Consider the following 26,118-nt stretch of genomic DNA (forward strand, 5'->3'; position numbering starts at 1 on the left):
TGCGGTCTCGGCGATTGCCAACCGCAGGCCGAGTCCGATAATCTGTTTTCACCGGTACCGCCCCGGTTCCGGTTTTTCTTCCCCTCCTGATTGATTCTTTACCTGAACCCCTTCAGGCCATTGCGCTGCCTATGCTGTCGCTAGTCTGGCGGCATGGAAAAAACAAACGCACTCCGCACCGGCCTTGCCAAGGCCCTGAACACCGAACCGACACCGGGCCAGCGCCTGGCGATGAACGTTGAGCTGCCAGTTGGGGAAATCCCTGAATGGATCGAGCTGCTTCCTGCCGGTGACATTGTCTTGGGTCGGGACGGACGCACATGGCGCAATCGGGATCCGCAGGCAATCGTTGATCAGTTTGCAGCGCGAGGCCTTGATCTAGTGATTGACTGGGAGCACGCCAGCGAGCACCGCGCTCCGAACGGCCAAGAGGCACCAGCTGCTGGCTGGGTCAAGGAGCTGGCCGTGCGTGACGGCACCGTATGGGGTCGTGTGGAGTGGACCGAGAAAGCCGCAGGCCAGCTGAAGCGCAAAGAATACCGCTACCTCTCACCCGTATTTCTATTTACCCGCGATGAGCGTCAGATAGTTCGGTTCACCAGTGCGGGCCTGACCAACCAACCCAACCTGGAGCTAAAGGCTCTAAACCAGCAAACCCACCAGGAGGAATTCCCCGTGTGGAAAGATCTGCTTAAAAAGCTGGGTCTGCCCGAGGATGCGACTGAGGAGCAGGCAATCACTGCCCTTAATCAAGTCCAGTCAGATCTGGAGAAAGCAAAGAACCGGGAGATCGCTCCCAGTCTCGACAAGTACGTGCCCCGCGCCGACTTCAACCAGGCACAGCAACGCGCTGCCAATGCGGAGCAAACGTTGAACACCCTGAAGAAGGAGCGCGAGGACGAGGCCATCGAAACCGCCATCAACCAGGCCCTGGAAGACGGCAAGATCGCGCCGGCCACCGTGGACTACCACAAAGCACAGTGCCGCACCGAGGGTGGCCTGGAGCGCTTCAAGACGTTTGTTGAGAGTGCCCCGGCCATTACCGGTGATTCCGGCCTGGACGGTCGCAAGACCCCGGGCGCTGATAAGGCACTCAACTCCGAGACCCTCAAGATTGCCGGCATGATGGGCAACTCTGAAGAGGACCTCAAGAAATACGGAGGTGTGAACTGATGGCACTTACCAAGGATCGTATGACCCCGGTTCGCGACGGCGAGGTAATGCCGTTTGCCGTCGCCGCAGGCGCGCAAATCTTCCAGGGCGCGCTGGTTGCGACCAACGCCGCTGGCTTCCTGGTGGCTGGCTCAGCCGCTACCGGGCTGACCTACATCGGCCGTGCCGATGAACACGTCGACAACAGCGCCGGCGCCAACGGCGATGAGATCGTTCTGGTCCGTCGCAACAAGGCCTTCCTCTGGAAGAACGCCGATGCCGATCCCGTCGACCAGTCCCTGGTCGGCAAAACCTGTTACATCCTGGACGACGAGACCGTCGCCGCCACTGACGCCACCGGGACTCGTTCCGCCGCCGGAACAGTGCTGGCTGTCGAAACCTCTGGCGTCTGGGTCGAATAAGGAGAGCATCAGTGATTGTTAATAAAAGTGCACTCGATGGCGTGTTCTTCAACCTGAAGACCACGTACAACCGCGCCCTCCAGGCCGCCGAGCCGGAGTGGGACAAGATCGCCATGAAGGTGACCTCGTCCTCCTCAGAAAACCGCTACAAGTGGATGGAGCGTTTCCCGGCCATGCGCAAATGGGTTGGGGAGAAGGTAGTCAAACAGCTCAAGGGCCAGGGCTACACCATCATCAACGATGACTTTGAGGCCACCATCGAGGTGGACCGCAACGACATCGAGGACGACACCCTGGGCATCTACGGCCCGGAAGCGGAGATGGCCGGCTACAGCTCTGCTCACCTGCCGGACGAGCTGGTATTCGACCTGGTGAATGCCGGCTTCGTGGAACTGGGCTACGACGGCCAGCCGTTCTTCGATACCGATCACCCGGTCGGCAAGAAAGATGGCAGCACCGTCAGTGTTTCCAATAAAGGCATCGCCGCGCTCAGCTTTGCCACTCTGGCAGCGGCGCAAGCCAGCTTCGGTGCCGCGCGCACGGCGCTGCGCAAGATGAAGGACGATGAGGAGCGCCCGCTCAACATCAAGCCCAACATCCTGCTGGTTCCGCCGGCGCTTGAAGACACTGCCACCGCACTGATGAGTGTCGAGCGGCTGGAAGATGGCAAGCCCAACCCGTACCGCAACGCGGCGGAAGTGGTTGTCTCCTCCCGCCTGACGTCGGACACCGCCTGGTTCCTGCTGGACACAACCAAGCCGGTGAAGCCGTTCATCTTCCAGGAGCGCAAGGCGCCCGTGTTCGTCTCCCAGACCAACATGGACAGCGACAGCGTGTTCCTGCAGAAGAAGTACCGGTACGGCGCGGAGGCGCGTGGCGCTGCTGGCTTCAGCTTCTGGCAGATGGCCTACGGCTCTACCGGAGCTGGCTAAACGCCAGGTGTAGCGTGACCTGAAAATGACCGGGCCTGTGCCTGGCCATTTTTAAAACCGAACAAGCATTGGGAGGGCACCATGGCTGCCACCAAGACAAGCAAGGCAAAAACCACCAAACCGGCCACTAAGGCCGCCGAGGGCAATGCGTCCGAGAAGGATAACGCCCCGGTAACAGATGCCACTGAGGTCAAAAGCAACGCTCAGGGCGAAGACAACAACCAGGTTCAGGACACTGCGGGAAGCGAGCAGGCTTCACCGGCGGATAACGGGGGCGACAATGGCGACACCCAGGATCCGCAAGCGAAACCGGAAGACGATGCAGGCAAGGAAAAGGGCAATCCAGCGCCGGCGCAGGAAGGCACCAAGCGCATCGCGGTGAAGTCCATGACGCCCAGCTTCCGTCGTGCCGGCTTCGAGTTCAGCCGTACTGAACGGATTCTGGACGTTCGCCGATTGACCGACGAGCAGCTCCAAGCCATCCAGGAAGAGCCGCGCCTGGTGGTTCGCCCGGTAGGTCAGGAAGACTGATATGGCTGTCTACGCCACGCTCCAGGACCTGATCGACCGCTTTGGGAACGACGCCGTTCTCGTGGCGTCCGATCGGGACCGGGACGGCCAGATGGACACGGACGTTGTCGACAAGGCGCTGCTGGACGCCGATGCCGAGATCGACACCTACGTGGGTCAGCAGTACAAGCTGCCGCTGCCCAAGGTGCCGCGCATCCTTACCAAGCTGGCTGTAGACATTGCCTTCCATGTGCTGTCACCGGAGGCGGACACCGCCACCGAACACCGGCGCGGACGCTATGACAACGCCATTGCCTTGCTTCGCCGCATCGCCAAGGGCGAAGTCAGCCTGGGCATCCAGGAGCAAAGCCCGGTCAGCATCAAACCCCAGATTACCTCCCGCACTCGCCGCTGGGGCCGTGACCGGAGGCTGACATGAGCATCGGTGTGCAGTACGACCTGGCCAGCGTAGCCCGACTCCAGGAGCGGATTGCCAAGCTGGGAGAAATCGACCGCCGCGGGCTGCTGGAGCAGCTCGCAGGCGTGGCCGAAAGCCAGACTCGCAAACGCATCAACGAAGAACAACAGTCGCCGGCCGGAGAGCCTTGGCAGGCTTGGAGCGCTGATTATGCCGCTACCCGCCACGGCGGCCAGTCCCTGCTCCAGGGCGAGGGCAACCTGGTTGACAGCATCACCAGTGAGATTGAAGGCGACGAAGCGCTGATCGGCTCCAACCTGGTCTACGCCGCCATCCACCAGCACGGCGGCACGCCGGACATGGCGCCGGGCCCTGCTGGAATTCCAGCCCGTGAATACCTGGGCTTCTCCCAGGACAACCTGGACGAGATCGAAGCCGTGGCCGATCGCTGGCTCGACAAACACCTGGAGGCAGCATGAGCGGTGACATCAAGCTGACGCGGGACGCGATCGTTGCAGCCATCAAGACGGCATTGCCGGACCTGTATACCTGCGAAGCGCACGGTGGGCGGTTTGACCTGAACGAACTGAAGCGCTGGAGCAAGCAAGCCCCAGCGGTTTTGGTGGCGGCTGTGTCGGTACCGGCCATTGCCGATGGCCCCACAAACAATGCCGAGGTGCGCTGGGTTGCGTACCTGGTCACACGTGACACGCCCCAGGCCACGCGGGATGTTGCCGCCCTGGACCTGTCCGAGGCCCTCTTGCGGCTGGTCCGTAAAAACACCTGGCAACTGGACAACACTCAGAACCCCCAGCGCGTGGCCGCCGAGAACCTATACAGCGGCCAGGTCGACCGCCACGGCATGGCCCTGTGGGCAGTTAGCTGGCAGCAAGCCGTCAGCCTGCGCACGTCTGACATCGCCGAACTGGCGGACTTCACCCTTTATACCGCCACCCATGAAGTGGGTGACGGCCCGGTTGCCGAAGACCGGGTTGAACTGCCCCAGGAGTAATGACTGTGAGCAAAGAAACCATCTACGTGAAACCCCGTGAAGGCCTGCGTATCCGCCAGGAGAACGGCAAACCGCTACCGGAAGACGGCGCGCATGTACCGCTGAATTCGTTCTGGCGCCGTCGCCTGCGGGACCAGGACGTGGTGGCCGCTCAGGCCCCGCGCAAGCCGAAGGCGAAAGCCAAATCCACCGAGAAGGAGGCATAAAAGATGGAGATCAGTGCCGGTATCTATAACCAAATCCCCGCCGCATTGCGGGTGCCTGGTGTTTACATCGAGTTCGATGACCGCCTGGCAGGGAACTCCGCCTTCCAGGGCCGCCTCCTGGTGATGGGCCAACGCCTGACCACGGGTGAGCGTGACGCCCTGGAGCTGTCGCGCGTCACCAACGCCGAGCAAGCCGAACGCTACTACGGTCGGGGCTCCATGTTGGCCGAAATGCTGCGCCATTCTCTGAATGCCCAGCCGTACCTGGAAACCTGGGCGCTTCCCCTGGACGACGTCGACGAAGGTTCTGGTGGTGTGAAGTCCACTGGCAAAATTGCCCTGGCAGGCAGTGCCAGCGCCGCCGGCGCCATGGTGCTGTACATTGCCGGTTACCGCGTGCGTATCGGCGTGGCCGTGGGCGATGATGGAACCGCCATTGCCCAGGCCCTGGCTGATGCCATCAACGCGGACACCCGACTTCCTGTAACCGCGACGGTAAACGGTGTGGAGACCTCGGAAGTAGACCTGGAATGCCGCTGGGCTGGCGAAACGGGCAACGATATCGACATTCGGTTTGCCGCCCTGGGTGAAGACCGCATTGCCGGTGTCACTCCGACCATCACTGAAATGACCGGTGGCGCCAGCAACCCGGATCTTGTCGACGCGATCGCTGCACTGGGCCCCGAACAGTACAACTGGATTGCCTGCCCCTACACGGATACGGCGAACCTGACGGCGCTTAAGGACGAACTGGACGACCGCTTCGGCCCGATGCGCCAGATTGGCGGCCGCGCCTTTGCTGCGTTCCGTGGCACCCACGGCGAGACTGGCACCTTCGGGGGCAACCACAATAGCCCTCATCTGACGGTGATGGGCACCGGTAAGGCCATCAGCCCCACCTGGTTGTGGTGTGCAGTGAATGCGGCCGTCGCTGGCCAGGCGCTGGCGATCGACCCGGCCCGGCCGCTGCAGACCCTGCAATTGCCCTTGATCTTGGGCCCGAAGGAAGCCGATCGCTTCACCGATACCGAGCGCAACCTTCTGCTCTACGACGGCATCGCCACCTTTAAGGTGGCCAACGATGGCACCGTCAGCATTGAGCGCCAGGTAACTACCTTCCAGGAGACCGACAGCGGTGTGCCGTCGGATTCCTACCTGGACATCAACGTGGCAGAAACCCTGGAGCGGATCCGCTACGACCAGCGCGCCCGCATCCTGCAACGCTTCCCGCGCCACAAGCTGGCAGAGGATGCCGATGCCGATAACTTTGGCGCAGGCCAGCCAATCGTCACACCCAACGTGGCCAAGGCCGAGCTGCTTAGCCTGTACCGGGATTTCCTCAGCCGGGGTTGGGCGCAGGATTACGAGGGCTATGCCGAATCCCTGGATGCAGCGATCGACACCCAGAACCCGGGGCGCCTGAACGTTATTGATTCACCCAAGCTGGTTGGCCAGTACCGCATCCACGCCATGCAGACACAGTTCCGGAAGTGAGCCTTTAAGGGCTCCGTAAAACCGGTTTGAGACAGGAGTAACTCCGTTATGAAGATCACTGGCAACGTCAAGATTCGGGAAGGTGGTGAAGAGCTGCTGACCGATGGTAAGGGCACCCTCAACCCGGGGGGATTCGAGCGAGAGGCCAAGATGAACGGCCGCAAACCGGTGGGCTATACCGAGAATCCGGTAGCGCCCACCCTGAGCGTGGTGGTGCATCACACGGCAGACACCGACATCGTGCGGCTGTCGAGCCTGACCGACGCCACCATCATCCTGGACACCGACACCGGCCAGACCTGGATGCTGCGTGGTGCATTTACCACATCGCCAACCCCGCTGGACGTTGGTAACGGATCCGTACAGCTTGAGATGTCCGGCCTGGCACTGGAGCGCGTGTAATGGCTGAGGTAACTGTTGAGCTGGAGATAGGCCTGGTGGTGGGTGATAAAACCCAGAAAACGGCAGTGATCCGGGAGCTGACCGCCGGTGACATCTTTGATGCGCAGGCAGATTCTGAGCGTGTGGTACACACAGAGGAAGGTCCGCAACTGGTGGCCAGCCCCAGCGCTGTCGGGATCCATACATTGCGCCGGCAGATCGCCAAAATCGGCAATGTGGAAGGCCCGCTTTCTTTGGCGGAAATGCGCAAGCTGCACCCTGTCGATCTGGAATTGCTGCACGAGGAGTGCAGCAAACTGGAACAGGCCGTGATTACCTCCATTGCGTCCCACGAGGTGGCGCAGCGGGGGCGAGCTGATGAGGGCCAGGCCAAATCTTGAACGTGTGACTGTGCGGGTCGCCCGAGCCACCGGCTGGGCCCCGCATGACATCGACCGCCTGCCCCTTCGCCGCCTTATAAACACCCTCCGAATCGCGAGCGAAACCCATGAGTGAAATGAAAGCCAGCGTCGCTCTGAACCTGACCGGAAACTTTGAACAGCGGGCTGAGCGCTATGGCCGGGCCGTTGGTCAGTTCAGCCGCAACAGCGAGCGCCAGTTAGGTCGAGTGCGCCGGTCTGCTCAGATGCTCGGGCGCGGCCTCGATGCCATGGGCAACCGCTACACCGCATTGATCACCGGCGCCGCCGGTATCGGTACACTGCGTGCTCTGACCCAGATGGAAGAGAGATTCACCCGACTGGGTATCCAGGCCAACAAGTCCGAAGAGGAAATGGAAGGCCTGCGCCGGAAGATCTTCGAGACCGCCCGGGCCCCGGATATCCGCGTTGATCCATCCCAGATCACCAGCGCAATCGAATCCATCGTCGAGAAGACCGGCGACCTGGAATTCGCCCAGCAGAACATCCGCAACATCGGTCTGGCCATCTCGGCCACTGGCGCAGCTGGCCAGAACATCGGCGAGATCATGGCCGAGTTCCAGAAGATGGACATCAAGGACTCAGGTGAGATCCTCCGGGTTCTGGACACTCTGAATCAACAAGGCAAGCAAGGTGCCTTCACCCTGCAGAATCTTGCCTCTCTCGGTCCACGGGTAGTTACGGCATACACCGCCATGGGGCGTGAAGGCGCCGGAGCCATACAGGAAATGGGCGCCGCCTTGCAGGTTATCCGGATGGGCACCGGCAGTTCCGAGCAGGCTGCAACCGCTTTTGAGGCGTTACTGCGCACACTCCAGAACGCCGACAAGGTAAAGTCGCTGCAAGCTGGTGGCATCCAGGTATTCGACCCAAAGGAGCTGGAAAAAGGCCGCCAGGTGTTGAGGCCCATCAATGAGCTGATGGTCGAGATTATCCAGGCTGTAGACGGCCAGACCACTCGGCTTTCCTCCGTATTCGATGCCGAGGCGATGCGGGCTTTCAACGCCGCAGCCGGTGAGTTCATGCGAACTGGCTCGGTTAACAGCCTGGAGAAGTTCATGGACGTCCAGGGCGATGGGTCCGCCACCATGAACGACTCCGCCAGGGCGGCGGACACCATGGCAGGTGCGATGCGGAACCTGACGTCGGCCTGGACCAACTTTGCAGATGACAACCTAACAGGAGCCGTGCAATCGGCGGCTGACGCATTGAATAGCCTTGACCCCGAAACCGTGGATCGCTGGCTGAAGATTGGCGGCATTGCCCTCGGTGGTCTTGGTGTCGCGGTGGGTGGCCGCTTCCTTGGCAAGCTGGGATCCGATGTCTTCAGTGCCGGTAGAAAGGTTCTAGGCCGAGGCCGAGGCCGTGGTGGCGTCGGGGGTGCCCTCGGTGGCTTGGCTTCCGGCGAGGCTCCGATCCCGGTTTATGTGGTAAACCAACCAGGTGTCGGTGGCCAGGGCGGCGCGGGCCGTCGTGGTCCCAGAGGCGGGGGCGCTGCTGCCAGGTCTCGCCGAATTTTCAACCCGATGCGTAACTTGGGCAGGGCTCCGGTTGGATCTATTGGAGCGCTTGGCGCCGGCGCTATTGGTACAGCGGGCTTGGCCGTTGGTGCTGCTGGAGCTGCTGGTTACGGCGTGGGAACGCTGATCAATAAGACGCTGATCGAAGGCACCGAAACTGGAAGAAAGATTGGTGACTCGATTGGTGAGGCAGTGGCCAGGACACTCGCATTCTTCGGCAATGACGAGGCACAGAGGGCCGTCGAATTTAATGACAGACGAGATGCCGGCACATTGAAGATAGAGGTTAACCAGGAAGGCAGAGTAACTGCGGTTACGCCAGCTCGGGGTGATGGCGGGCCTGATATGGATGTTGATCTTGGTATATCAGGCCTGATGCCGTGAATAATTTATTAGAAGCCCACGAACGTCTCACTGCCCGAAGTGGCGTTCTTCCCACAAGCTTCAGCGCCTTGGGATTTCTGAGTGAGCCATCCCGGGGTGCCGTTCCTGCTGATGTGGTAGGTGACGGTATGGCCGCTTGCAACTCTGGAATCGTTGCTGATTTTCACAGAGAAGACTACTTCCTTTTCCCAACCATACTGTTCTGCGCGGTACGGCATGGCTTCCCAAACCTCAACGCTGGCATTACTAGTGTGCCCTTTGAGTTTGGTGAAGAGCGTCGGGCAGCTGTCTCTGAAATCCTGAAGCCATTCCGTAGCCATGGCTATCTCGCTGTCCGACATGCGCTCGCTCATATTAATTTCAAAATCAGGTTCTGGTTCCATAACGGCGGAGCCGACCACGTAAGAGACGGGTACCAGGACTATAGCCAGCAAAAGGATGAAGGTTCGGGACATCTTTATTTCTCCGCAAATAAGAGGAGCCTAGCACATGCCCTGGTCTGATCGTATCGGCGAAGCCGTGGCCACCTTCCGTGGCATAGAGATCCACCTGGAGCGCACCAGCCAGACGCCGGGACGCAGGGTGGAAGTTTATGAATACCCGCTGAGGGATCAGCCCTACGCCGAAGATCTCGGCCGCAACAAGCGCGAATGGCAGGTTGAAGGCTTCCTGATCGGCCCGGATTACGACCTGGCACGGCAGCGCCTTGTCGAGGCAGCGGAAACACCAGGCGCTGGTGAACTGGTGCATCCATACTACGGCACACACCAGGTGGTGTTGGTTGGTGGTATGCGGATCCGCGAGAGCACCCGCGAGGGTGGCATTGCCAGGGTTTCCTTCACGGTGGTGCGTGCCGACGACGAGCCGCGTCTGCCTCGTGTTACTCAGGATACTCAACGCCAGGTGCAACGTACCGTTGCCGAGGCTGAACAGGCCGTCCTCGATGACTTCGAAGAGAACTTCAACATCCTGGAGCTGGCCACTGATCGTGTGGCGGCTATTGAGACTGGCCTGCAGAACGCCCTCCGAGGGATCGAGAGCGCCGTAGGCGATGTCACCGGCCCGATATCGGAACTGATCCGCAGCCCGGCCGAGCTGGGCGCACAGATTCTGGAAAGCATTGCCACGGTTCGTGACCTGGTGAACGAGCCGGGCCGTGCCCTGGGTGTTTACGATGACCTGTTCAGCGCTGGCGACGAGCCACCGGTAACCTCGCCGCTGGATCCGGTACCGCGTCAGCTGCAGATGGCGGCCATCCGTGCCGGCAATAACCTGGTTCGCCGTGCGGCCGTTCTCCAGTCTGCCCAGGTGGCGGCCGCCACGGACTGGCTGGCAGCGGATGATGCCATTGCCGCCAGGGACACGATAACCGCCGGTATCGAGCTGCAGCTGACCTCCGACTTTGTCCCGGCCAATGACGTTTACGCCAGCCTGACGGCCGTGCGGGCGGCGGTAGTTCGGGATCTGGAACAGCGCGGGGCCCAGCTTCCCCGCCTGCGATCGGTGACCCTGCAGCAGCCCCTGCCCGCTCTGGTGGTTGCCCAGAAACTCTACGGAGACGCAGGCCGGGCCGATGAGCTGATAAGCCGCAATCGGGTAGCACACCCGGGCCGGGTACCGGCGGGTGAGGCGTTGGAAGTACTGGGGGAATAAGGAAACAAGGCTGAAGGGCTTCAGGCCCTTGGCTACTGCGTGATCAGGCCACCATTAAACCTACTCTACGGGCTGATTACCAGAGTTTTTTGAAGGCCCCCGGCGACCAGCCCGCGCCGGGGGTCACATGCAAGCGGGCCTTATGTCTTCACGGGTTGAACTTCTCATTGACGGTAATCGACACGGCGGCTGGACCACCGTGAATATTCGCCGTGGGCTCAACCAGGTGGCGGACCGTTTCGAGCTTTCCCTGACCGAAAAGTGGAGCGAATCCACCGAGCCAGCGCCGGTCCGGAGCGGTGCCGAATGCCAGGTGTTTATCGATGACGATCTGGTGATCACCGGCTACGTCGACGAAGTACTTCCCGCCTACGATGCCAATCAGCACAGCCTGGTGGTCAGCGGCCGCTCCAAAACCGCCGACCTGGTGGACTGTTCCTCCCGCCGCAAGACCTGGAGCAAACCCCGCAAGCTGGAAGCCATTGCCCGTGAGCTGGCCGAGCCGTTCGGCATTGAGGTGGTGGTGGAGGCCGACACCGGTGCGCCGATCAAGGCCCCGGCCGTGGAGGCTGGCCAGCCCTACTATGAAGCCCTGGAACAGATGGGCCGGTACCGGGCGGTTATCTTCGTGTGTGACCCCCAGGGCCGTTTGGTAATTACCAAGCCACCCCGTGGCCGAATCGATACCGCGTTGGCGCTGGGTGAGAACATCCGCAAAGGCTCCGGCCGCTTCTCGGTGCGGGACCGCTTCTCCGAGATCATCGTCCAGGGCCAGCAGCCCGGTGATGACCTGCTTTCAGGTGAGCAGGCCTCCAGCCCGGAAGGCACTGCCACCGACCCCGTTATTCGATTCCGCACCCAAGTCATCGTTGCTGACACGCCAGTTGATAAGGCCGGCTGCCGGCAGCGTGCCGAGAACGAAACACGCCGCCGTCGCGGCCGTGGCCGTGGGCTGACCTACACCGTGGCCGGCTGGCGCCATGGCAGCGGCCTGTGGACGCCTGGCTTTGAGGCGTCCGTGCGCGACCGTTGGCTGGGCATCCAGGACGACATGATCATTGAAGGCGTTCAGCTTGTGCTGGATGGCCAGGGCGAGCGCGCCGAGGTTCAGGTGGTACCGCCATCGGCCTGGGATCTGACCGCAGAGCCGGAGCCGGAAGAGGAGGAATCCGTATGGGGATGAGAGACATCGTCCGCCTGCTGGCTCCTGTCTGGCGCCGCCTGCGCCTGATTGTTTCCCGAGGTGTTGTGCGGCTGTCTGACGACGGCCGCAAGCTCCAGGTGGTGCAGATGGATCTTCTGGCCGGCGAGACAGCCGCCATGGAAAGATTCCAGCAATACGGTTTTACCTGCCGCCCCCTGGACGGAGCCGAAGCCATCGCTTTAGCCGTTGGCGGATCCCGTGGCCACCTGGTGGCCATCGCGGTGGATGACCGCCGGTACCGGATGAAGAACCTGCAGAACGGCGAGGTTGCTCTCTACACCGACGAGGGCGACTACATCCACATGAAGCGGGGCCGGATCGTGAAGGTGAACGTCGGCCAGGACCTGGAAGTGGTTGTGGGCAACGACGCCAACGTGAGCGCCGGCGGATCCGTGAACGTCGACGCCGCCACCAAGATTGCGGCCACGGCGCCGGAGATCACTGGCCAGTGTGACACCGCCAATGTGACCGCTACTGCGAGCGTCACCCTGGACACTCCACAGGTCACCATTACAGGTGCCTTGACCGTGCAGGGTGCCATTGTGGGCCAAGGTGGTATGGCAGTCAGTGGAGGATCTGGCGCCAGTGTCGACGGTAACATGCAGATCAATGGCGGTGACGTTAAAGCGGACAATATTTCCCTCAAAGGCCACACCCATCCCGGTGACTCCGGCGGAACCACAGGGCCAGCGCAATGACCGATATCGCACTCCATCCGGGCTTTGACGGCCGCATCGATATCCAGTTGAGCGGCGGCGACCTGGTCGCAGACGACGGCCTGCGCACCGCTGTTGTGCTGTCCCTGCTCACCGATCGGCGAGCAAACCCGGGCGATGTCCTGCCAGATGGCAGCGACGATCGGCGTGGCTGGTGGGCAGACATGCTGGCCAGGGCCGGTGGCGATCGCTTCGGTTCCCGCCTTTGGCTTCTGTCCCGAGAGAAGAACCTGGCCGAGGTTCGTCGCCGGGCCGAGACCTATGCCGCCGAATCCCTGGAATGGCTCCGCGAAGACGGCATCGCCAACACCATCGAGGTGGAAGCGGAGACGGTAGCCACCGATCGCCTGGGCATGAAGATCCGAATTATTCGCAGCGATGGCCAGGCCATTGAAGAGACCTTTAACAACCTTTGGGAGAGCCTTTAAATGCCGTTTGAACGTCCGTCACTGAGTGAACTCCAGGAGCGCATCCGTGCCGATATCCGCGCACGCCTGCCTGGTGCTCAGCCGGAACTGCGGCGCTCCCTCCTGGGTGTACTGGCCGACATCGAGGCCGGCGGCATCCACGGCGTTTATGGGTACCTGGATTTCCTGGCCACCCAGCTGTTCCCAGACACCGCTGAATCCGAATACCTGCAGCGCTGGGCCCGTATCTGGCGAGTGCCTGCAGTGGATCCTACAACGGCCACAGGCGATGTGACCTTTGCGGGTAATGATGATGTCGTCATTCCCCAAGACACCCGCCTGCAGGCCAAGAATGGCGCCGAGTACCTTACGGATGCGGCAGTCACCATCGCCGCTGGCACCGCTATAGTTTCAGTTACCGCCACGGAGACCGGAGAAGACGGCAACCAGGACGCCGGCACCGAGCTGGAACTGGTCAGCAGCCCCTCAGGCGTGGAAGGCACCGCAACCGTTGGTGCTGAAGGTCTGACTGGCGGTACCGACCCAGAAACGGAAGAACGCCTGCGTGAACGGCTCCTAGCCCGCATCCAGCGACCACCACATGGTGGCAGCAGAGACGACTACATCCAGTGGGCCCTGGAAGGCCATCCGGATGTGACCAGGGCCTGGGTCTATCCAAACGAGCTGGAAAACGGATCCGTCACCACCCGCATCATGACCGACGAAGCCACGGCCGATGGCACGCCCACAACCGAAGTCGTCGACGCGGTATTGGAATACATCGAATCAGTGCGGCCGGTGGCCTCAGTGCCGTACGTGGTCGCCCCAGTTGCGGTACCGCTGAACCTGGAAATAACGATCGTACCCGACACCCAGACTGTTCGTGACCGCATCGAACTTGCTGTGCGGGACTTCCTGCGCCGCGAGACAGAGCCTGGTTCCACCATTTACCTGAGCCAGCTCAACGGCATCATCTACGTGGCCGCCGGCGAAAGCCGCCATACGCTTGTCAGTCCTACGGCCGATGTCACGCACTTGGTCAATGAAATAGCCACACCCGGGGTTTTCACATGGACCGCCTGACCGCTGATCAATACCGCAATCAGCTGACAGCGCTGGCGCCCCCAGGGCAGGCCCTGCCGAATCAGTCAGACAGCAATTGGCAGCTGCTACTGCAGGCACTGGCAGAAGAATACGCCCGCCTGGACGGCCGGCTCCATGACCTGGTCAAGGAAGGCAACCCGGAAAGCGCCAACGAATTGCTGACCGACTGGGAGCGCCTTCTGGCGCTACCAGGGCCGTGCGACACGCTTCCCGAGACCATCCAGGAAAGGCGACTGGCAGCCCATTCCAAGCTCATCCGCGTAGGTGGCGCCAGCCCGGCATATTTTATTGAACTGGCCAAAAGCCTTGGCTACCAGGTAACGATCACCGAATACCGCCCCTTCAGGGCAGGGTTTTCAGCCGCAGGCGATAGCCTGACCAACGATCAATGGCTGCACCACTGGATGGTAAACGCGGCGGAAACTGCCGTAGTTGAATTTAGCGCCGGCCAAAGCGCCGCCGGCGAACCTGTGCGCAGCTGGGGCGAAGACCAGTTGGAGTGCCCAATAGAGCAACTCAAGCCTGCACATACCGTAGTTAACTTCAGTTATGGGGAATAGACATGTTTCGTATTGATGGTCCAGGGGCGACGCAAGACAACAAGTTTACCGAGGGCGATCCCGCTAACGGAACACGTGCGACTTTGGTTACCGATGAATGGCTGAATGCTGTTCAGGAAGAGTTGTCCCAAGCGATAGAAGCAGAGGGTTTGGAGTTGAATAAATTAGACTCTGGCCAGTTATTAAAAATTTTCCGGAAGCGTCCTATCAAAGTCGACAGTGTTGCAGATCTGGCGTCTCTCTCGCTTCAAGACGGGCAATCTGTACATGTTAAAGCCTTTTGGATTGGGTATGAATTTGGGGGTGGCTTGTTTTTTTGGCAACAGGATAAAGCCAAAACAGAACATGATGGAGGAACAGTTATTGATCCTCAAAAACTCGTCGATCTTACTGCGCCTGGTAACTTTGGTAGTTATTTTGCGGCGGCAGGAAGCGGAACTGGCTGCTACGTGCGCACTGGTCGCGCAGAAACAGCCAGAGATTTTGGAGCTGTTTTTGATGGTGCAGCTGACGATGAGCCCGCCCTAAACGCGTATAACAATCCTAATGGTAACGTGTCGGCATACAGCGTCACAGCGGCGGCTCTACAGAACGGTCCACTTATTGTGGACATGCAAAACAAAATTAAATGGACGGGCCAAGCTTCCGACGCTGCTTATAATAAAGCCGTTTTCCAAGAAGTTCTGGCTGGGCTCCCTAATGGTGCTGAGCTTGAATTCCCTAGCCGAGGGTATGCGTGTGTAGATGGTGGAATCACGGCGGATATCAAAGGGCTGTCAATGCGAGGTACTGCCGGGGCGGGGTCGTTTGACAAGGCTCTGATTCAGTTCCAAAACACAACCGGCGATAGCATGACGTTTACCGGTTACGGTCTTTTAATGGAGGGCATGAAATTCAAAGGGGTCGGCACTATCCCGGCGAGAGGAAGCGATGTAACGCAAACTTTGTTTAATTTGGCGATGGCTACGACTGACGCCGATCACTACTACTTCAACTGTGGGTTCAGCGGGGCCAATGTGTTTTTTTCCGTTAAGGACCAACCGCTTAGGAATTTTAAAGCTGTAGGCTGCACTTTTTCGATTGCGCAGCGAGTTTTCGAGTACACACATCTGGGCGGCTCGGACGTACGCGACCTTGAATTTTTTGCGAACCGATATCACTCGATCGGTCGTGTGGGTGATCTAGGCGCGGCGATCATCTTTATCGACCCTGCGTCCAACATTCAGAACGTATTGATTCAGGATGGGCATGCGGACGACTCTGTAGAACTTTTCCGAGGCTATGCATCAGGTACTGAAATAGCCGGCGTTCCGTCTCGCCGGGCTGTTCGTGGTTATGTCGATGCTGATTCTTCAGGTCATGGCATCACTGGTTCACGACGGGGCTTTATGGTCGGCGGGGGGCAGATTATACAGCCGTTCAGTCCTGAATTGAGCTCGGTTGCTGCGATATCACTAAAAGGATCGGCCGCCGCTTACATGGTGGACGGCGTTAAAATTCTGGGCGCCGGGGGTCACGGCATTTTTTTAGATTCCGCCTACGCTGAGATCCAAAACGCTCGAATACATAATGTTGGGCAGAACGCGGACGCTACTTATGACGGTTTCCACTTCGCGCCTACAGCGACATCTCCTATTGTTGGTGGCGGGTGTAGCTATCGCCAAGATCGCTATTCTGTCGCTACCAATAAAGCTCGGTTCGGCGTTAACAACTTAGCCAGCGGGACCTACTTTCAGGAGCGGATTCTGGTCGATAATGTGGTCGGCAACGAGTATAACTACGATCCGACAAAAGAGTCACGGGGGCCGGACCCGCAGGGTTTTGGCGGTTTTCACCGGGAGTCTTTTGGTTCTTCAGCCCCTACAACCGGAACGTGGCGGCGTGGAGACATTGTCCGCGATGCTGATCCCGTAGCTTCCGGTAAAGTTGGATTTGTTTGTATAGCTTCGGGTTCACCTGGTAGCTGGAAACCTTATGGCGCCATTGACGCCTAATCAATCTCAATAATTCCGGGTCTTAGTCTTATTTCTTTTGGCCGTCTACATGCGCCGGAAAGCCTCAGGTGTGAAGTGGCGGATAGGGTTCGCAGAATGGCAGAAATCTACTGAGGATTTTTTCAGTGGTGCAGTGGTTGGGGCAGCGGTTGATTTAGGCTGGGATCCTTATAACAAGTAAAGGTTTCGATGACTGGAATGAATAACCTCGGTTATGTTGCCCATGTGAAGCAAGATGATTACGCAGGCGATTGGCATGAACCGCATCGCCTGGAGGAGCATTTGCGCAAAGTAGCAAAGCTCAGTGCATCAAAAGCGGGAACGTTTCAGTCTTCGGGCTGGGGCATGGCTGCCGGACTTTGGCACGATCTGGGCAAGTATCGTGGTGCCTTCCAGAAATACATCCGCGATGCGTCCGGATATGAACGGGAAAACGCCCACGTAGAAAGCCCGCAAAGGGTGACGCATTCCACAGCAGGAGCGGTTCATGCGATCAATCAATGGCCATCCGTGCCGGGCTACGTCACTGCTTATCTGATTGCGGGGCATCACGCAGGGTTGCCGGACTGGTCTGGAGGTCGTGGCTCACTTCAGTTTCGCTTGCGAGAGTCGGGGCCAGAGTACTCTGAGGCCATGGAGGCGGCCATTCCTAAGGACCTTTTGACTGCGCACCAGCCGGATATTCCGGAGCCTGCCAGGAACACAGATTCAATCGGCTTATGGATGCGGCTGCTGTTTTCGTGTCTGGTGGATGCCGATTTTCTGGATACCGAAAGCTACATGGCACCTGAGCGGGTGAACCAGAGAGGACGATTGCCGCGACTGCCTGACCTACATTCAGTGTTCTTTGAGCGCATGAATGAGTTGCAGAAAGCGGCAGAGGACACCCCGTTGAATCGTACTCGAAAGTCGATTTTTGATGCGTGCCAACGAAGTGCTGCTGAGTCGCCGGGGATATTCAGCTTGACGGTTCCCACCGGTGGTGGAAAGACCCTCGCCAGTCTAGGGTTTGCGTTGGAACATGCCAGAAAACATGGTAAATCGCGAGTTATCTACGCCATCCCTTTCACCAGCATCATTGAGCAGAACGCGGGCGTATTCCGTCAGGTTCTGGGCGAGGAAGCTGTGCTAGAGCATCATAGCAGTCTGGATGTTGATCCCAGTTTGGAGAGTGCGGGATCAAGGTTGGCTGCAGAAAACTGGGATGCTCCATTGATTGTTACCACCAACGTCCAGCTGTTTGAATCCCTGTTTGCCAGCAGAACCAGCCGTTGTCGGAAATTGCACAACCTGGTGAACAGTATTGTGGTACTCGATGAGGCCCAGCAGATTCCACGAGATTTTCACGAACCGATTACGCGGGTAATGCGGCAGATGAGCGAGCATTTTGGGGTTACCTGGGTGCTCTGCACGGCGACACAACCGGATCTTGGAAAGCAGGTCGATGCATTTGGCAGCGTTCTCCATACCGGTCTCGGTAATATTCGGGAAATAATCCAGAAACCAGCCGCACTGGCTAGCCAATTGAAGCGCGTAAGCATCGAGATGCCATCCGATCCGGACGAAAAATTATCCTGGGAGGGCTTGTCTCACCAATTGGCGGAAGAAGATTGTGTGCTGGTTGTGGTTAACAAGCGTCAGGATGCGAGAACGCTTTATGAGCTTCTTCCTCAAAACGGCGACACGTATCACCTATCCGCCAATATGTGCGCGGAGCACCGGTCCCAGGTCTTGGCGGAGATTCGTCACAAACTGTCTGAGCGCAAGACTGGATCTGACAGACCTCTGCGAGTCGTCAGCACCCAATTGATTGAAGCCGGTGTGGATGTCGATTTCCCCGTAGTTTACCGGGCCATCGCTGGCCTGGATTCCATCGCGCAGGCGGCAGGCCGCTGCAATCGTGAGGGGCGGCTTCCGAATAACGGCCGTGTTGTTGTGTTCCAGCCCGAGCAGTTGCCGCCTCCCGGTTTCCTAAGGCAAGCAGCACAGGTGACCCTCAAACTGCTCAGAAGCGGTCAGTTGAATGACCCGCTCAGCCCGCAGGCGATACAGGCATTCTTCAGTGATCTCAATACACAAGGAGATCGTGACAAACATGGGATTTGCAGACTATTGAAGGCGGAGAGTTCGTCGGATGCACCGTTGGCGATCCAGTTCCGTGCGGCGGCAGAGAAGTTCCGACTGATCGATGATAAGGGTGTTGGTGTGGTGGTTCCTTTCCGTCCGGAAGGGGCTGAAGAGCCACCTGTCGATCAATGGTTGTCGATGCTGGAGCAGGATGGTTCGCAGAAGTGGGTTCACCGGAAATTACAGAGATACAGCGTCACATTGCCGGAGTCGCTCGCCAAGCAGTTGCATGGCATGGGGGCAATCTACGAACGTGCCGGTAAATTTGTTGTTGAATCCAGTCATTACCACCCGGTTTGGGGTGTCCAGGCACCGGATAGCCTGATCCCCGCCGAATCAACCGTTATATAGGAGGGCTCATGGGCTTTTGCCTGGATGTCAGTGGAGAGTTTGCCTGTTTCACCAGGCCTGAGATGAAGGTAGAGCGGGTGAGCTATGACGTGATTACCCCGTCGTCGGCCAGAGCCATTTTTGAGGCTATTCTGTGGAAACCTGCGATTCAGTGGCAGGTTACAAAGATCGAGGTGTTGAATCCGATCAAATGGATGAACCTGAGGCGCAACGAAGTGGAATCTATTGTATCCACTCGCACGGCCAAGTCGGCAATGACCAGCGGGGAAGGGCATCTGGGAATTTATGTTGACGAACAGCGCCAGCAGCGTGCGAGCCTGTTATTGAAAGATGTGCGATACCGACTTCATGCCGAATTTCAAATGACGGATAAGGCCGGCCCGCAGGATTCAGCTGCCAAGTTTGCGGATATGTTTCGTCGCCGCGCCGAGAAGGGTCAATGTTTCAACCAGCCTTACCTTGGTTGCCGTGAGTTTAGTTGTGATTTCGCTTTAGTCGATGCTGCGGATGGACCGGAGCCAATTAAGCAGTCATCTGACCTTGGATTCATGTTGTATGACCTGGATTACGAGGAACCCGCCTCTCCCCAGCCCCTATTTTTTCGAGCCCATATGCGGGATGGCGTTGTGGCCGTGCCTGACCGCAACAGCCCGGAGGTGAGGGGATGATTCTTCAGGCACTGTGTGAGTACTACGACCGGAAGAAAACGGCGGGAAGCCCGCTGCCGCCCGTGGGATTTGAAAAGAAAGAAATTCCGTTTGTCATAGTCCTTAGTCCTGAAGGGAAGTTTGTTCAGTTAAAGGACACCCGAGAGTTTCAGGAGAAGGGTAAGCCAGTAGCCAAGGCTTTCACGGTACCGCAAGGTGTAAAGCGCAGCGGTGCCAAATCCTACGAAACAGCCTACTGCCTCTGGGACCATGTCGGATATGTACTGGAACAGCCCAAGGTTTCCAAACCAGGTATAGAGCCCAGTCCAAAAGAAGTCGACATGGCCGGGAAGCAGCACCAGGCCTTCATTGATCTGGTAGACCGTCTTCGAACAGAGATACCGGATGACGAGGGCGGTCAGGCCGTTCATGCATTCCTTCACGACGAAGCCGAGAAAGCGAAAGTCCGGCAGGCACCGGAATTTCAGGAATGCCTGAAGATCTCGGGGTGCAATCTCACCTTCCAGTTGAGTTCTGACAACCACCTCGTCTGCCAGTCACCTGCTGTTCGCCAATGGATCGCAGAGCAACCCCTGGACAATGAAAATCAGGATGGCATTTGCCTGGTTACTGGCGAAAAAACCAAGATTGCTCGCCTGCACCCTGCGGTAAAAGGTGTGTGGGGAGCCCAGATGGCCGGCGCGAACATTGTTTCTTTTAATATCGACTCGTTCAATTCCTGGGGCAAAGATAAAGGTAATAACGCGCCAGTAGGCGAGGAAGCCGCCTTCAAGTACACCACCGCTCTTAATCAACTGCTGCGTACCAGCAGCCCTCAGAGGTTACAGTTAAATGAGACATCGGTGGTTTGGTGGTCATCGGGAGAGAGTTTCCTCGAAGACAGCTTGCCATCATTCTTCAACGATACCCCCAAGGATGACCCTGATAGGGGTGTCAGAGCGGTGAGGCAACTGTTCGAAAGTGTTTACTCCGGCGCATTTTTGGAAGGGGATGGTACGAATCGCTTTTACCTTCTCGGACTATCCCCCAACGCAGCTCGCATAGCCGTCCGGTTCTGGCAGGTTGGCACCGTGGCGGAATTCAGCAAACAACTAGCCCAGTGGTTCCGGGATATTGAAATCGTCAGCAGGAACGCGGACTACCCGCCTTTGAAACCACTGCTTCGATCAACGGCATTGTTGGGAAAGGATGAGAATTTGCCGCCCCATCTGGTCGGGGAAACAGTGCGGGCCATCCTGATGGGATTACCGCTGCCAGCGAGTCTTATGCAGGGTGTCATCAAGCGAATCAAAGCAGAGCAGGGCGATGTGACACCCTATCGTGCGCGATTGATCAAAGCCTTTCTGAACCGCTCTTATCGTCATCAGAACCTCACCAATAAGGAAGTGACCATGGCCTATAACCCTGAAGAAAAGCGGATTGGTTACCGCCTTGGCTGTCTGTTTGCCGTGCTGGAAAAGCTGCAATCGGATGCCAATCCGGTACTGAACGCGGGTATCCGGGATCGTTACTACAGCAGTGCCAGCTGCAATCCGAAATCTGTTTTCGGAACGCTGATGCGGTTGCATGCGCATCACCTAAAGAAACTTCCACACCAGGGGCAGCGAGTCGTCGCCGAGAAGCGTATTGCGGAGATCATGGCGGATATCAACGACTTCCCCGCACACCTCAATCTGGAGGATCAGGGTTTGTTCGCCATTGGTTACTACCACCAACGCCAGGCGTTATTTACCAAGCATTCAAAAGAACCAGCGCATAATGAATCAGAAGGAGTCCAAGCATGAGCCTGAACAACCGTTATGAATTTGTGTACCTGTTTGATGTAAAAGATGGTAACCCCAATGGAGATCCAGATGCTGGCAACTTGCCGCGCGTGGATGCTGAAACTGGACAAGGACTGGTGACCGATGTATGCCTCAAGCGCAAGGTCAGGAACTATGTTGGCATGGTGAAGGCAGAAACTCCTCCGTTCGAAATCTACATCAAAGAAAAGGCGGTGTTGAATAATAATAACCTGAAAGCGTACAAGGAACTGGGGCTTAAGCCTGAGTCCAAAAAACTGCCGAAAAAAGAAGAGGATGCCAAAAAAATCACTCAGTGGATGTGCCAGAACTTCTTCGATATCCGTACGTTTGGTGCGGTCATGTCTACCGAAGTGAACACCGGTCAGGTACGAGGCCCGGTCCAAATGAATTTTGCCCGAAGTATCGAGCCGGTTGTCAGCGCCGAACACAGTATCACCAGAATGGCCGTAACGACCGAGAAAGAAGCTGAGGCTCAAAGCGGTGATAACCGCACAATGGGGCGGAAGTTCACAATCCCGTATGGCTTGTACCGTTGTCACGGATTCATCTCGGCGAATCTGGCGAACCAGACCGGTTTCAGCGAAGAGGATCTGGAGCTTTTCTGGGATTCGTTAGTGAACATGCTTGACCATGACCGCTCAGCCAGCCGGGGCGAAATGTCGCCGTGTGCATTGCTGGTATTCAAGCATGATTCGGCGCTTGGTAATGCGCCTGCCAGGAAGTTGTTTGAGCTGGTTGACGTTAAGCGGAAGTCTGAAGGGCCGGCCAGGGATTTCAGCGACTACGAAGTTACAATCAAAGAGGACCAAATGCCGAAGGGTGTGCAACTGATCAAGTATCTGGACTAGCCCGGAGCTGACTGCCTCATTCAGTATCGATATCAGGGAGAGTACTTCAGGGATGAAACAATGTACGTCAGTCAAGTTCAGCGGCCATGCGCTCAGGCGCATGTTCGAGAGATCGCTGTCTACTGAAGAGGTCATATTCACTATACAGACCGGGGAAACGATAACGGACTATCCTGACGATAAACCCCACCCGAGTGAATTGCGCCTGGGGTGGGTAGACGATAAGCCTGTTCATGTTGTCGTGGCACAGAATCAGGCGAACAATGAGTGTTACGTGATAACTGCTTATGTGCCATCACCGGACATCTGGAATGAAGACTTCAAAACCAGGAGAAACTGAATGAAATGCGCAATCTGTAAAAACGGCGAAACCTATCCTGGCACCACTACGGTCACAATGACACGAGGGGAGGCAACCATTGTTGTCAAAAATGTGCCTGCTGAGATTTGTGACAACTGTGGCGAGTACTACCTCGATGATGCGATCTCCGCGAAGATTCTGAGCATGGCGGAAGAGGCAATCAAGCAGAACCATGAGGTAGAAGTGATTCAGTTCGCTGCCTGAGCCAGGGGTTTCCTGATTATGCAGGATGAAAAACTCGTTCCGCTTTCTGCGTTGCAGCACTATGCCTTTTGCCCCCGCCAATGTGCTCTGATTCACAACGAACAGGTGTGGGCAGAGAACTGGCTGACGGCACAAGGGCAGGTTTTGCACCAGCGGGTGGATCGGGGTGAGCCGGAAACCCGCAAGGGTATTCGCTATGAGCGGGGTGTGTTGGTCAGCGCGGAATCGCTCGGGATCACCGGAAAGCTGGATCTCGTAGAAATCGAGCTATCAACCGGGATGATGAAACCGGTCGAGTATAAAAGAGGCAAACCCAAGCGGGAGAGCTGGGACCGGATTCAGCTTTGTGCCCAGGGTCTGTGCCTTGAGGAAATGAGGTCGCAGCCGGTGCTCTCAGGAGCGCTCTGGTATTGGCAAACCCGTCACCGGGATGAGGTGGCATTTACAGATGAGCTCAGGGAAGAGACGCTGACTGTCATTACTGAAGTGCGCAACTTGCTCCGTAGCGGTCAGACCCCTAAAGCAGTTTACGAGAAGAAGTGTGACTCCTGCTCGTTATACGATCTGTGCAACCCGAAACTGCTTGGAAATGACGGAAGCACACGGTACGTAAATGAGTTGTTTGACGAGGTGGATCGCCAGTGAAAAAGCTCCAGAACAGTCTTTACGTCACCCGGCAAGGTGCTTATGTGCACAAAGAGCGTGAAACCGTAGTCATAGAGCATGAGCGCACGAAACTCATGCAAGTGCCGATTCACTCGGTCTCCGGTTTGTTTTGTTTTGGAAACGTCCTCGTCTCCCCAGCCCTGATGGGGTTCTGCGGGGAGAAGGGAGTAAATCTGGCATTCTTTACTGAATATGGCCGCTTTTATGGGCGCCTACAGGGAAAGAAATCAGGCAACGTGCTCCTCAGGCGGGCTCAGTACAATGCTGATGAATCAACAAGCCTTGAAATCGCCCGCTCCGTGGTCGCTGCAAAATTGGTTGGTTGCCGGAATGTGCTACTCAGACATCAGCGCAATCATGGGGAGTCAGCATCTCTGGGCAGGACGGTGAAGCATCTTGCCGCTTCAATCCGGCTAGCAAAGTATGTCGATAATCTCGACTCCTTGAGAGGCATTGAAGGGGACGCCGCTGCACAATATTTTGCTGTATTTGAGGAATTGATTAACAAGGGCGCTCGTGAGGAATTTGCTTTCTCAGGCAGAAATCGAAGGCCGCCACGTGACCCGGTTAATGCGTTGTTGTCATTTGTTTACTCAATCCTTGGCCAGGATATCAGTGCTGCACTTAACGGTGTGGGTCTAGATCCTCAAGTAGGTTATTTGCATGCCGATCGGCCAGGTCGTGACAGTCTCGCACAGGACTTGCTGGAAGAATTCCGGCCATGGCTGGCGGACAGGCTCGTACTGAGCCTGATAAACCGGAAACAGCTGAGAGCAACTGATTTCGTCACTGAGTCCTCGGGAGCGGTCAGGATGTCAGACGATGCCAGGAAAACGCTACTTGTGAGCTATCAGGAACGCAAGCAGCAGGAAGTGATTCATCCCTTCCTCAAAGAGAAGGTGCCGGTAGGAATCGTTCCGCATATTCAGGCGATGCTGCTTGCCCGTCACCTCAGAAAAGATCTTGAAAGATACCCGCCTTGTGTCATCCGATAGGAGTGCTATGCCATGATGGTACTGGTTACCTACGATATTTCGATGGAAGACCCGGAGGGCCCCGGTCGGTTAAGGCGAGTGTCAAAGGCGTGTCTCGATTATGGGGTGCGTGTTCAGTATTCAGTGTTTGAATGTGAGGTTGATCCAGCTCAGTGGACGTTTTTCAGGGACGAATTACTGAGCTTGTATGATGAAGATAAGGATAGCCTGAGGTTCTACAAACTCGGTAAGAACTGGAAAACTCGAATTGAACATCATGGAGCGAAGCCGGCTCCGGATATTTTCCGGGACGCGATGATTTTGTGATCGCTAACCGGTAGTGCTCATTAAAAAGCTGGAACGTTAGCGAAAGGCCAGGGCCTGTGCGGCACCTGGCCTTTTTGTATTTGCGCATCTAATGAATAGCAAGAAAATTATAATGCGTGCTCATGTTAGCGGAACCCGAGGAGTGGCCGCTTTGGATTCAGTCGGTTAGGATAGGGCGGTCGCGCCCCTCGCGGGCGCGTGGATTGAAACGTGCACCTCAATGCAGTCGCCGTCGTCCGGCTCGTCGCGCCCCTCGCGGGCGCGTGGATTGAAACACCGAATTGAGCAATGGATTCTGGGCAGCGAACGTCGCGCCCCTCGCGGGCGCGTGGATTGAAACTTTGCCGCTGCATCTCTCGATGCTCCGGCCATCGTCGCGCCCCTCGCGGGCGCGTGGATTGAAACCAACCACTTACAACAAGGATTGCCGTGGCGCCCCGTCGCGCCCCTCGCGGGCGCGTGGATTGAAACATCAGAATCCTCGCAACGCTCCAATTCGTCGAGGTCGCGCCCCTCGCGGGCGCGTGGATTGAAACTGCTCAGCCAGCGCCCTGGTTATGTCGGACTGGGGTCGCGCCCCTCGCGGGCGCGTGGATTGAAACTATCCACATTGCCAACATGTCTTTCGCTTCTTGGTCGCGCCCCTCGCGGGCGCGTGGATTGAAACCAGTAAACGTTAAGACGATTACGCATCACTCACGTCGCGCCCCTCGCGGGCGCGTGGATTGAAACTACAAACACAAGGGCCGCCAGGTCCTGGACCTGGTCGCGCCCCTCGCGGGCGCGTGGATTGAAACCACTGCGACCGACTGCGCCAGTCGGAGAACCTGACGTCGCGCCCCTCGCGGGCGCGTGGATTGAAACCACAACAAGAAGATCGGTCTGGTATCCACCCCCAGTCGCGCCCCTCGCGGGCGCGTGGATTGAAACATTGAATCCGCTTTGGCGGATTGCTGAAACACAAGTCGCGCCCCTCGCGGGCGCGTGGATTGAAACTCCAAGTTGGTTGAAGAATGGGTGGAAGCCCATAGTCGCGCCCCTCGCGGGCGCGTGGATTGAAACCTGAAGGGTCTATGCTTCGCCAACGAAGTGACCCGTCGCGCCCCTCGCGGGCGCGTGGATTGAAACCTTGATCAAGTGGATCTGTAGATGTACCTGAAGGAAGTCGCGCCCCTCGCGGGCGCGTGGATTGAAACTCCCATCAACACTTATGTCAAGCTCTGTTCTTGGTCGCGCCCCTTGCGGGCGCGTGGATTGAAACCACGCCGGCCTGAATGG

The 26,118-nt window shown here is 57.8% G+C and carries 29 protein-coding genes and 1 CRISPR repeat array (1 of these 30 running past the window's edge); of the genes, 28 read left to right on the forward strand and 1 reads right to left on the reverse strand.

Annotation, left to right across the window (positions count from 1 at the left end):
• Positions 1-153: 153 nt before the first annotated feature.
• The 12 genes from RVM24_RS00800 (at position 154) to RVM24_RS00855 (ending at position 8,871) form a co-directional block, all read left to right on the forward strand.
• On the forward strand, positions 154-1,173 hold the full coding sequence (locus RVM24_RS00800) for a phage protease (RefSeq protein WP_431474797.1): 1,020 nt from the start codon (positions 154-156) through the stop codon (positions 1,171-1,173).
• Positions 1,173-1,574, forward strand: a complete 402-nt coding sequence (locus tag RVM24_RS00805; RefSeq protein ID WP_431474798.1) for a hypothetical protein — start codon at positions 1,173-1,175, stop codon at positions 1,572-1,574. The genes RVM24_RS00800 and RVM24_RS00805 overlap by 1 nt, the downstream gene beginning before the upstream one ends.
• A gap of 11 nt (positions 1,575-1,585) precedes the next feature.
• Entirely contained in the window at positions 1,586-2,506 is a 921-nt protein-coding gene (locus tag RVM24_RS00810) for a Mu-like prophage major head subunit gpT family protein (RefSeq protein ID WP_431474799.1), read from the forward strand.
• An 81-nt stretch (positions 2,507-2,587) separates the two neighbouring features.
• On the forward strand, positions 2,588-3,037 hold the full coding sequence (locus RVM24_RS00815; RefSeq protein ID WP_431474800.1) for an HI1506-related protein: 450 nt from the start codon (positions 2,588-2,590) through the stop codon (positions 3,035-3,037).
• A gap of 1 nt (position 3,038) precedes the next feature.
• Positions 3,039-3,455: a gp436 family protein gene (locus RVM24_RS00820; protein WP_114435512.1), complete on the forward strand. Its 417-nt coding sequence runs from the start codon at positions 3,039-3,041 to the stop codon at positions 3,453-3,455.
• Positions 3,452-3,913: a phage virion morphogenesis protein gene (locus RVM24_RS00825; protein WP_431474801.1), complete on the forward strand. Its 462-nt coding sequence runs from the start codon at positions 3,452-3,454 to the stop codon at positions 3,911-3,913. The genes RVM24_RS00820 and RVM24_RS00825 overlap by 4 nt, the downstream gene beginning before the upstream one ends.
• On the forward strand, positions 3,910-4,446 hold the full coding sequence (locus tag RVM24_RS00830) for a phage protein Gp37 (RefSeq protein ID WP_431474802.1): 537 nt from the start codon (positions 3,910-3,912) through the stop codon (positions 4,444-4,446). Before RVM24_RS00825 ends, RVM24_RS00830 begins: the two co-directional genes overlap by 4 nt.
• Positions 4,447-4,451: 5 nt before the next feature.
• Positions 4,452-4,652: a DUF2635 domain-containing protein gene (locus tag RVM24_RS00835; protein ID WP_220269777.1), complete on the forward strand. Its 201-nt coding sequence runs from the start codon at positions 4,452-4,454 to the stop codon at positions 4,650-4,652.
• 3 nt (positions 4,653-4,655) lie between these two features.
• The gene (locus RVM24_RS00840) at positions 4,656-6,146 is read left to right on the forward strand and encodes a phage tail sheath subtilisin-like domain-containing protein (RefSeq protein ID WP_431474803.1); all 1,491 of its coding nucleotides are present in this window, start codon (positions 4,656-4,658) and stop codon (positions 6,144-6,146) included.
• 48 nt (positions 6,147-6,194) lie between these two features.
• Positions 6,195-6,548: a phage tail tube protein gene (locus RVM24_RS00845; protein WP_431474804.1), complete on the forward strand. Its 354-nt coding sequence runs from the start codon at positions 6,195-6,197 to the stop codon at positions 6,546-6,548.
• Complete coding sequence (locus tag RVM24_RS00850; protein WP_431474805.1) at positions 6,548-6,928, forward strand: phage tail assembly protein; 381 nt, start codon at positions 6,548-6,550, stop codon at positions 6,926-6,928. The genes RVM24_RS00845 and RVM24_RS00850 overlap by 1 nt, the downstream gene beginning before the upstream one ends.
• Before the next feature lie 107 nt (positions 6,929-7,035).
• Complete coding sequence (locus RVM24_RS00855; RefSeq protein ID WP_431474806.1) at positions 7,036-8,871, forward strand: hypothetical protein; 1,836 nt, start codon at positions 7,036-7,038, stop codon at positions 8,869-8,871.
• A gap of 8 nt (positions 8,872-8,879) precedes the next feature.
• On the opposite strand, the gene RVM24_RS00860 is transcribed toward RVM24_RS00855, so the two are convergent.
• Positions 8,880-9,326 (reverse strand): hypothetical protein, encoded by a 447-nt coding sequence (locus tag RVM24_RS00860; protein WP_114435518.1) that lies wholly within the window; start codon positions 9,324-9,326, stop codon positions 8,880-8,882.
• Between the two features lie 34 nt (positions 9,327-9,360).
• Here RVM24_RS00860 and RVM24_RS00865 point away from each other — a divergent pair, with 34 nt between their 5' ends.
• The 16 genes from RVM24_RS00865 (at position 9,361) to cas2 (ending at position 24,840) form a co-directional block, all read left to right on the forward strand.
• Entirely contained in the window at positions 9,361-10,524 is a 1,164-nt protein-coding gene (locus RVM24_RS00865; protein WP_431474807.1) for a DNA circularization protein, read from the forward strand.
• Between the two features lie 142 nt (positions 10,525-10,666).
• Positions 10,667-11,707: a phage baseplate assembly protein gene (locus RVM24_RS00870; RefSeq protein WP_431474808.1), complete on the forward strand. Its 1,041-nt coding sequence runs from the start codon at positions 10,667-10,669 to the stop codon at positions 11,705-11,707.
• Positions 11,698-12,426 carry a phage baseplate assembly protein V gene (locus RVM24_RS00875; protein ID WP_431474809.1) on the forward strand — a complete coding sequence of 243 codons (729 nt, stop codon included), beginning with the start codon at positions 11,698-11,700 and terminating at the stop codon, positions 12,424-12,426. The genes RVM24_RS00870 and RVM24_RS00875 overlap by 10 nt, the downstream gene beginning before the upstream one ends.
• Positions 12,423-12,872: a phage GP46 family protein gene (locus RVM24_RS00880; RefSeq protein WP_431474810.1), complete on the forward strand. Its 450-nt coding sequence runs from the start codon at positions 12,423-12,425 to the stop codon at positions 12,870-12,872. The genes RVM24_RS00875 and RVM24_RS00880 overlap by 4 nt, the downstream gene beginning before the upstream one ends.
• Positions 12,873-13,934: a baseplate J/gp47 family protein gene (locus tag RVM24_RS00885; protein WP_431474811.1), complete on the forward strand. Its 1,062-nt coding sequence runs from the start codon at positions 12,873-12,875 to the stop codon at positions 13,932-13,934.
• The gene (locus tag RVM24_RS00890) at positions 13,922-14,515 is read left to right on the forward strand and encodes a YmfQ family protein (RefSeq protein ID WP_431474812.1); all 594 of its coding nucleotides are present in this window, start codon (positions 13,922-13,924) and stop codon (positions 14,513-14,515) included. The genes RVM24_RS00885 and RVM24_RS00890 overlap by 13 nt, the downstream gene beginning before the upstream one ends.
• Positions 14,516-14,517: 2 nt before the next feature.
• Entirely contained in the window at positions 14,518-16,509 is a 1,992-nt protein-coding gene (locus RVM24_RS00895; RefSeq protein ID WP_431474813.1) for a hypothetical protein, read from the forward strand.
• A 189-nt stretch (positions 16,510-16,698) separates the two neighbouring features.
• Positions 16,699-18,987: a CRISPR-associated helicase Cas3' gene (gene cas3 / locus RVM24_RS00900; RefSeq protein WP_286920469.1), complete on the forward strand. Its 2,289-nt coding sequence runs from the start codon at positions 16,699-16,701 to the stop codon at positions 18,985-18,987.
• Positions 18,988-18,995: 8 nt separating this feature from the next.
• Entirely contained in the window at positions 18,996-19,655 is a 660-nt protein-coding gene (cas5c, locus tag RVM24_RS00905; protein ID WP_286920470.1) for a type I-C CRISPR-associated protein Cas5c, read from the forward strand.
• Positions 19,652-21,439 carry a type I-C CRISPR-associated protein Cas8c/Csd1 gene (gene cas8c / locus RVM24_RS00910; protein WP_286920471.1) on the forward strand — a complete coding sequence of 596 codons (1,788 nt, stop codon included), beginning with the start codon at positions 19,652-19,654 and terminating at the stop codon, positions 21,437-21,439. The genes cas5c and cas8c overlap by 4 nt, the downstream gene beginning before the upstream one ends.
• Positions 21,436-22,308 (forward strand): type I-C CRISPR-associated protein Cas7/Csd2, encoded by an 873-nt coding sequence (gene cas7c / locus RVM24_RS00915; protein ID WP_286920472.1) that lies wholly within the window; start codon positions 21,436-21,438, stop codon positions 22,306-22,308. The genes cas8c and cas7c overlap by 4 nt, the downstream gene beginning before the upstream one ends.
• A gap of 52 nt (positions 22,309-22,360) precedes the next feature.
• Positions 22,361-22,648: a DUF4258 domain-containing protein gene (locus RVM24_RS00920; RefSeq protein ID WP_374815629.1), complete on the forward strand. Its 288-nt coding sequence runs from the start codon at positions 22,361-22,363 to the stop codon at positions 22,646-22,648.
• Positions 22,649-22,873 (forward strand): type II toxin-antitoxin system MqsA family antitoxin, encoded by a 225-nt coding sequence (locus RVM24_RS00925; protein ID WP_286920473.1) that lies wholly within the window; start codon positions 22,649-22,651, stop codon positions 22,871-22,873.
• Between the two features lie 18 nt (positions 22,874-22,891).
• Complete coding sequence (cas4, locus tag RVM24_RS00930) at positions 22,892-23,518, forward strand: CRISPR-associated protein Cas4 (RefSeq protein ID WP_286920474.1); 627 nt, start codon at positions 22,892-22,894, stop codon at positions 23,516-23,518.
• The gene (gene cas1c / locus RVM24_RS00935; protein WP_286920475.1) at positions 23,515-24,534 is read left to right on the forward strand and encodes a type I-C CRISPR-associated endonuclease Cas1c; all 1,020 of its coding nucleotides are present in this window, start codon (positions 23,515-23,517) and stop codon (positions 24,532-24,534) included. Before cas4 ends, cas1c begins: the two co-directional genes overlap by 4 nt.
• Before the next feature lie 12 nt (positions 24,535-24,546).
• Positions 24,547-24,840 carry a CRISPR-associated endonuclease Cas2 gene (cas2, locus tag RVM24_RS00940; protein ID WP_286920476.1) on the forward strand — a complete coding sequence of 98 codons (294 nt, stop codon included), beginning with the start codon at positions 24,547-24,549 and terminating at the stop codon, positions 24,838-24,840.
• Positions 24,841-25,018: 178 nt separating this feature from the next.
• Positions 25,019-26,118: direct repeats of the CRISPR family, unit length 32 nt; unit sequence GTCGCGCCCCTCGCGGGCGCGTGGATTGAAAC (it continues 49 nt past the right edge of the window).

The sequence above is a fragment of the Marinobacter sp. KM021 genome (assembly GCF_050707965.1).
Lineage (GTDB): Bacteria > Pseudomonadota > Gammaproteobacteria > Pseudomonadales > Oleiphilaceae > Marinobacter > Marinobacter shengliensis.

What these genes read in the sequence shown, in the direction of transcription:
- RVM24_RS00830 (WP_431474802.1), top strand. Translation starts at nt 3,910, where the DNA reads ATGAGCGGTGACATCAAGCTGACGCGGGACGCGATCGTTGCAGCCATC.
- RVM24_RS00840 (WP_431474803.1), top strand. Translation starts at nt 4,656, where the DNA reads ATGGAGATCAGTGCCGGTATCTATAACCAAATCCCCGCCGCATTGCGG.
- RVM24_RS00845 (WP_431474804.1), top strand. Translation starts at nt 6,195, where the DNA reads ATGAAGATCACTGGCAACGTCAAGATTCGGGAAGGTGGTGAAGAGCTG.
- RVM24_RS00805 (WP_431474798.1), top strand. Translation starts at nt 1,173, where the DNA reads ATGGCACTTACCAAGGATCGTATGACCCCGGTTCGCGACGGCGAGGTA.
- cas2 (WP_286920476.1), top strand. Translation starts at nt 24,547, where the DNA reads ATGATGGTACTGGTTACCTACGATATTTCGATGGAAGACCCGGAGGGC.
- cas3 (WP_286920469.1), top strand. Translation starts at nt 16,699, where the DNA reads ATGACTGGAATGAATAACCTCGGTTATGTTGCCCATGTGAAGCAAGAT.
- RVM24_RS00875 (WP_431474809.1), top strand. Translation starts at nt 11,698, where the DNA reads ATGGGGATGAGAGACATCGTCCGCCTGCTGGCTCCTGTCTGGCGCCGC.
- cas7c (WP_286920472.1), top strand. Translation starts at nt 21,436, where the DNA reads ATGAGCCTGAACAACCGTTATGAATTTGTGTACCTGTTTGATGTAAAA.
- RVM24_RS00855 (WP_431474806.1), top strand. Translation starts at nt 7,036, where the DNA reads ATGAGTGAAATGAAAGCCAGCGTCGCTCTGAACCTGACCGGAAACTTT.
- cas8c (WP_286920471.1), top strand. Translation starts at nt 19,652, where the DNA reads ATGATTCTTCAGGCACTGTGTGAGTACTACGACCGGAAGAAAACGGCG.
- RVM24_RS00925 (WP_286920473.1), top strand. Translation starts at nt 22,649, where the DNA reads ATGAAATGCGCAATCTGTAAAAACGGCGAAACCTATCCTGGCACCACT.
- RVM24_RS00885 (WP_431474811.1), top strand. Translation starts at nt 12,873, where the DNA reads ATGCCGTTTGAACGTCCGTCACTGAGTGAACTCCAGGAGCGCATCCGT.
- RVM24_RS00890 (WP_431474812.1), top strand. Translation starts at nt 13,922, where the DNA reads ATGGACCGCCTGACCGCTGATCAATACCGCAATCAGCTGACAGCGCTG.
- RVM24_RS00895 (WP_431474813.1), top strand. Translation starts at nt 14,518, where the DNA reads ATGTTTCGTATTGATGGTCCAGGGGCGACGCAAGACAACAAGTTTACC.
- cas4 (WP_286920474.1), top strand. Translation starts at nt 22,892, where the DNA reads ATGCAGGATGAAAAACTCGTTCCGCTTTCTGCGTTGCAGCACTATGCC.
- RVM24_RS00880 (WP_431474810.1), top strand. Translation starts at nt 12,423, where the DNA reads ATGACCGATATCGCACTCCATCCGGGCTTTGACGGCCGCATCGATATC.
- cas5c (WP_286920470.1), top strand. Translation starts at nt 18,996, where the DNA reads ATGGGCTTTTGCCTGGATGTCAGTGGAGAGTTTGCCTGTTTCACCAGG.
- RVM24_RS00870 (WP_431474808.1), top strand. Translation starts at nt 10,667, where the DNA reads ATGTCTTCACGGGTTGAACTTCTCATTGACGGTAATCGACACGGCGGC.
- RVM24_RS00860 (WP_114435518.1), bottom strand. Translation starts at nt 9,326, where the DNA reads ATGTCCCGAACCTTCATCCTTTTGCTGGCTATAGTCCTGGTACCCGTC.
- RVM24_RS00850 (WP_431474805.1), top strand. Translation starts at nt 6,548, where the DNA reads ATGGCTGAGGTAACTGTTGAGCTGGAGATAGGCCTGGTGGTGGGTGAT.
- RVM24_RS00920 (WP_374815629.1), top strand. Translation starts at nt 22,361, where the DNA reads ATGAAACAATGTACGTCAGTCAAGTTCAGCGGCCATGCGCTCAGGCGC.
- RVM24_RS00865 (WP_431474807.1), top strand. Translation starts at nt 9,361, where the DNA reads ATGCCCTGGTCTGATCGTATCGGCGAAGCCGTGGCCACCTTCCGTGGC.
- RVM24_RS00800 (WP_431474797.1), top strand. Translation starts at nt 154, where the DNA reads ATGGAAAAAACAAACGCACTCCGCACCGGCCTTGCCAAGGCCCTGAAC.
- RVM24_RS00815 (WP_431474800.1), top strand. Translation starts at nt 2,588, where the DNA reads ATGGCTGCCACCAAGACAAGCAAGGCAAAAACCACCAAACCGGCCACT.
- RVM24_RS00825 (WP_431474801.1), top strand. Translation starts at nt 3,452, where the DNA reads ATGAGCATCGGTGTGCAGTACGACCTGGCCAGCGTAGCCCGACTCCAG.
- RVM24_RS00820 (WP_114435512.1), top strand. Translation starts at nt 3,039, where the DNA reads ATGGCTGTCTACGCCACGCTCCAGGACCTGATCGACCGCTTTGGGAAC.